The organism is Veillonella sp. DNF00869, assembly GCF_001553345.1.
Lineage (GTDB): Bacteria > Bacillota > Negativicutes > Veillonellales > Veillonellaceae > F0422.
Window position 1 is genome coordinate 22004 of record NZ_KQ960752.1, and the last position, 4869, is coordinate 26872.

Annotated in this window: 3 protein-coding genes and 2 tRNA genes; 1 reads left to right on the plus strand and 4 read right to left on the minus strand. The window is 39.7% G+C overall.

Annotation, left to right across the window (positions count from 1 at the left end):
• Positions 1 to 526: 526 nt before the first annotated feature.
• Entirely contained in the window at positions 527 to 2092 is a 1566-nt protein-coding gene (gene hcp / locus HMPREF3032_RS01270) for a hydroxylamine reductase (RefSeq protein WP_009352798.1), read from the minus strand.
• Positions 2093 to 2346: 254 nt separating this feature from the next.
• On the opposite strand from hcp, the gene HMPREF3032_RS01275 reads away from it, so the two are divergent.
• On the plus strand, positions 2347 to 3057 hold the full coding sequence (locus HMPREF3032_RS01275; protein ID WP_009352800.1) for a Crp/Fnr family transcriptional regulator: 711 nt from the start codon (positions 2347 to 2349) through the stop codon (positions 3055 to 3057).
• Between the two features lie 150 nt (positions 3058 to 3207).
• On the opposite strand, the gene HMPREF3032_RS01280 is transcribed toward HMPREF3032_RS01275, so the two are convergent.
• From HMPREF3032_RS01280 to HMPREF3032_RS01290, 3 genes are all read right to left on the minus strand, one after another.
• Positions 3208 to 4581 carry an LPO_1073/Vpar_1526 family protein gene (locus HMPREF3032_RS01280; protein WP_062401226.1) on the minus strand — a complete coding sequence of 458 codons (1374 nt, stop codon included), beginning with the start codon at positions 4579 to 4581 and terminating at the stop codon, positions 3208 to 3210.
• Positions 4582 to 4715: 134 nt separating this feature from the next.
• Positions 4716 to 4791, minus strand: a tRNA-Val gene (locus HMPREF3032_RS01285).
• 3 nt (positions 4792 to 4794) lie between these two features.
• Positions 4795 to 4869, minus strand: a tRNA-Glu gene (locus HMPREF3032_RS01290).

Sequence of the window (4869 nt, forward strand, 5' to 3'; positions counted from 1 at the left end):
AACGTGTAGCTGGCGTTAGGCTCATCTCAAGACAATAATAAAGATGAAATTAGCCTAACGTGTGAGGTAGTCAGACCTCTTTACGTTAGGCTTTTTCATTATCTACTTAAGTAGATCAATGAGCTGAATTACTAAACCAGCAATAGAAATCATCAAAGAGATTTTCTCATACTTAGTCATAGCAACCACCTCCTCCCATAATAGGAAGAGATGAGCCTAACAACATGTTAATGACTCTTGTAATTTTATTATAACATAATCTATTCGCACTGTTTATATTGACTTAACGCCATTACTAACAGCAAACTAAGCAAAGCGCAAGTTTGCAAATGACAGAGGAATGCCGTTAGGTGTAGCAGCCTTTGTGGCGTTCCTTACTACCTAATTCACACAAACACAAGAAGAGCACGGTGTGCCCCCGAACAAACATTATGAAATACCGTTTGTGAGGGGGTATACCGTGCTCTTCCCTTCATCTTATTTAGTTAACACCGCCACAAGGCTGCATAGCGAAATAAGAGACGTCTTAGCCTAAGATCGCTTTCATATCTTCTTCTGGTGTTGTAATCGGATGTAAGTTGAATTTTTCAACTAAGATGCCAAGTACTGTGCCGGACAAGAATTTTGGCAAGGATGGTCCGATGTAGATGTTGCGGATGCCTAAGGACAATAATGTTAATAGGATACATACCGCTTTTTGTTCGTACCAAGACAATACTAATGTCAATGGTAATTCGTTTACGTCACATTCAAAAGCGCCTGCTAATGCTACTGCTACTTGGATAGCAGAGTACGCATCGTTACATTGACCCATATCTAGGATACGAGGCAAGCCACCGATTTCGCCGATGTTAAGGTCGTTGAAACGATATTTACCACATGCAAGAGTCAATACCATAGTATCTTCTGGAGTTTGTTTTACGAACTCAGTGTAGTAGTTACGGCCTACTTTAGCACCGTCGCAACCGCCTACCAAGAAGAAATGTTTAATAGCGCCAGCTTTTACCGCATCAATTACTTTGTCAGCTACGCCAAGTACTGTACCATGACCGAAACCAGTTGTCACTTCTGTACCACCGTTGATACCAGTGAATTGTTGTGGCTCTTTATAACCGCCTAATTCAATAGCACGCTCGATCACTGCAGAGAAATCTTTTGTGCCATCTTCGTTGTGTTCCACATGACCGCAGCCATCGAAACCAACCATATCTGTTGTGAAGATGTTTTTAATGTATGTTTGTTTTGGTGGCATAATGCAGTTTGTTGTGAACAAGAATGCACCTGGAACGCCATCAAATTCTTTTTGTTGGTTTTGCCATGCAGTACCGAAGTTACCTTTCAATTGAGGATGTTTTTTCAATTCAGGGTACGCATGACATGGAAGCATTTCACCATGTGTATAGATGTTAACGCCTTTGCCATCAGTTTGTTCCAATAACATTTTAAGGTCATGTAAATCATGGCCTGTTACTACGATGAAAGGACCTGGTTCTACTGTTAAAGGTACAGTTGTTGGAACTGGAGTACCGTATGTAGTTGTGTTTGCTTTGTCTAACAACGCCATGCAAGCAAGGTTAATGCCACCGAATTCCATCAATAGGCCTAACCATTCTTCTGCGCTGTGGTCTTTCGCCATTTCTACAAGGCCTTTTACGAACCAAGCGTCAACTTCTGGATCGTTATAGCCCAATACTGCTGCATGCCATGCGTACGCAGCCATACCACGCATACCTAATAACAATGTGGAACGTAAGGATACGATGTCTTCATGACCTTTCCACAATTCTTCCCAATCAAAGTTAGGAATGTTAGCATCTAATTTGTTGTGCGCATTGTTGATCACATCGATAAACTCTTGTACACGATCTTCGGAGAAGTTTACGTTTGTTACGCACATGAATAAACCACGTTTTAACAATTGTACGTTTTCTAACGTTACTTCTGTAGCTTGCATTGCACGAGCTAAACCGATCAACGCCGCTGTTAATTCGTCTTGTAAATTTGCAACCGGTGCTGTTTTACCACATACACCTTGTACTGTACAACCATTTGGTTGCGCTGTTTGTTCACATTGGAAACAGAACATACTCATAATAACCTCCTTGGGAACTTTGCCCATAAACATGTTTCCTACAACATACTTTGTTTTAGATATCGTTTCTATACACAACCATCCTACAACAGGAGTGCATAGCATTATCTTGTTATCTATGCATTTAGTATAGTATACTGAAAGCAGAAAAAACGTATCCTTGGCTACATTTTATATAGTTTTCCCTATACTTTTATTCATGCTATAATGAAAGTACAGAAATAAAGTATACTCTCTAATTTAACGGAGGTCCTATGTCGACATTACATCCTACATTAGAAACATACATGAATACGATTCAACAATCCCCCTTATGTGCACATATTACACCAGAAAATTTGTCACTTTTTTTATCCCATGCAAATGTGAAGGTGCAAAGTTTCAAAAAAAACTCCTTCATCGCCATCGCCGGTGATCCTATGGAAGGCATTGGCATCTTATTGGAAGGTCGTGCTTTGTTAACGCGAGAAAACATGTTAGGACAACGAACTATCGTAACGGAGCTAGAGCCGTCCTCTATGTTCGGGGAAGCCTTGCTCTTTAGTAACCATCCTCTGTGGCCTGCTACGATTGAAGCTACAAAAGATGCGATCGTTTTGTTTTTACCGATTGAAACTTTCACCAAAGCATTTCCGGACTGTCAAACTTGCCAAATCCAATTGCTCACGAACCTCATGCACGACCTATCCGAAAAGGCTATGCAACTGACCCGCAAAGTACATTATCTATCTCTCAAAGGGATGCGCGAGAAAATTTTTGCCTACTTTATGGATCTTCACCGAGTGCAAAAAAAGAACATCCTCACCTTGCCACACAATCGGCAAGAAATGGCAGACGTCCTCAACGTAAGCCGCACCGCACTCAGTCGTGAACTGGGACGTTTACAAGACGAACGGATTATCCAATTCCACGGCAAAGAAGTAGAGTTAGTGGATATTGAAACCATCGAAGATTTTTCATTTTAATATAAAAGGATGCTGCCTTAGCAGTATCCTTTTTTCCTTCTAAACTGACACTTCTCTTACGTAAATTCTGCATCTATCAACATAAAATCCCCTACTGCATCCGATTCCTTCGTCCGGAAGTGTAGGGGATTATTGTATTCAATTTTATTTCTAGTGTCGTCCAGAAGTATCAAACCAAGGAGATACATCAAATTGTTCGTGAATAGTAGCACGTACCATAGCACTGCCCAAATAAATGCCTAGCAAAGTGAGATGCAAACGACTAAGCGGTCCTCGATCATAAATATGACTAAAATCCACTAATAATGGAGAGATACGTTCCAATACTTCATCAAACGATGTACTATCCCAATCAACGGCCTTACCAAAAGCAAGACGAGTTAACCCATTTTGGATACTAATATCTGTGAGTCCAGCTCGTTTGAATAAGCTAGGTAACATATATTCATCGACAGCCATCAATTTCAATAATGAAGAGTTAATACTTTCTACGACAATAGGCATCTTAACTGGCGTATCTTGTACTATAAAAGCTAACTCTTCATGACTAAATCCACGGTAATCAAATACAAGAGGATAGGAATTTCTCATAATTTGTTGAAATGATAAAGTGTCCCCAAAAGAAATACAACGCAAATATTCTAATTGTTGATACATATCTTCTTTTCGTGGCAAATCACTCATGAATGGTTCAATATACTTTTCCAAATAATGGCGGAAATTTTCTACCGAATAGTTATTAGAATTTTTAGAATACTGTATGATCAATGAGATAGCTAATGCTTGCAAATGTCCCACTTGTAAATGTACTAAACTCTTCAATGCATCAACAGCTACCAAATATAATGTGCTAGATTGAGGTTGTTCCACCACATCTTTGAAAGTTTCTAAGAGGATTTCTTTCATCCACTCAGTAGAATTCGCTACATACGCCTTTTGTACATGTAATAAACTTTCTTGTAACGCTATATTTTCAAATAAATGCGTAGTTTCTTCCTCTGATTCAGTATCTAATTGCGCCAATATGGCTTCTGTAATCTCAGTAACCTTTTCTTCAGATTCAGGATTTAAAATACCGAATGCAGATTTATATTGAGCTACCGCTTTATCTAGTAATGTTTGCTCTTTTACAGCTAGTTTAATAGACGCCTCTGGTTGAGCCTCTATCGTCTCGGTAATCATACGTTCCGTTACTTTTGGCATAATTCTAGTCGCATCTTCTGCTTCTTCCGGCGGTTGTTCTTTCACAGCACGGACTAATTCTTCTGAGACTATACCTTCTACAAAATCATCTTCCACAGGATCTACGGATAGTTCTTCGTCTCGAAGAGCATAGGGATTTTGAAATGTCCTTCTTTGGTGTTCATAAGGATCATCATATGATAGCGAATCCACTATTTTGTTGCTAGTACTTCCTTTCTTATCCCGAAATAAGAAGTAGCAACATAAAAGAAATAGACAAATCACTCCTAAAATAACCACATATGGTCCATATCGCAATGAAAGTTCTATTAATCCATCCATAGAAAATCCTCCTAGTTATACTGCAATGTTATCTGTCTTTACTATCCTTATTATACCGATTTATGTGTATCTTTAAAAGTACTATTCATACTTTTACCTATAAAAAAGGAACTACCCTTAGGTAGTTCCTAGCGTGGTGGACGATGACAGGATCGAACTGCCGACATCCTGCTTGTAAGGCAGGCGCTCTCCCAGCTGAGCTAATCGTCCATATGGTGACCCGTGGGGGAATCGAACCCCCGATACCGCCGTGAAAGGGCGGTGTCTTAACCGCTTGACCAACGGGCC

What these genes read in the sequence shown, in the direction of transcription:
- hcp (WP_009352798.1), bottom strand. Translation starts at nt 2,092, where the DNA reads ATGAGTATGTTCTGTTTCCAATGTGAACAAACAGCGCAACCAAATGGT.
- HMPREF3032_RS01275 (WP_009352800.1), top strand. Translation starts at nt 2,347, where the DNA reads ATGTCGACATTACATCCTACATTAGAAACATACATGAATACGATTCAA.
- HMPREF3032_RS01280 (WP_062401226.1), bottom strand. Translation starts at nt 4,581, where the DNA reads ATGGATGGATTAATAGAACTTTCATTGCGATATGGACCATATGTGGTT.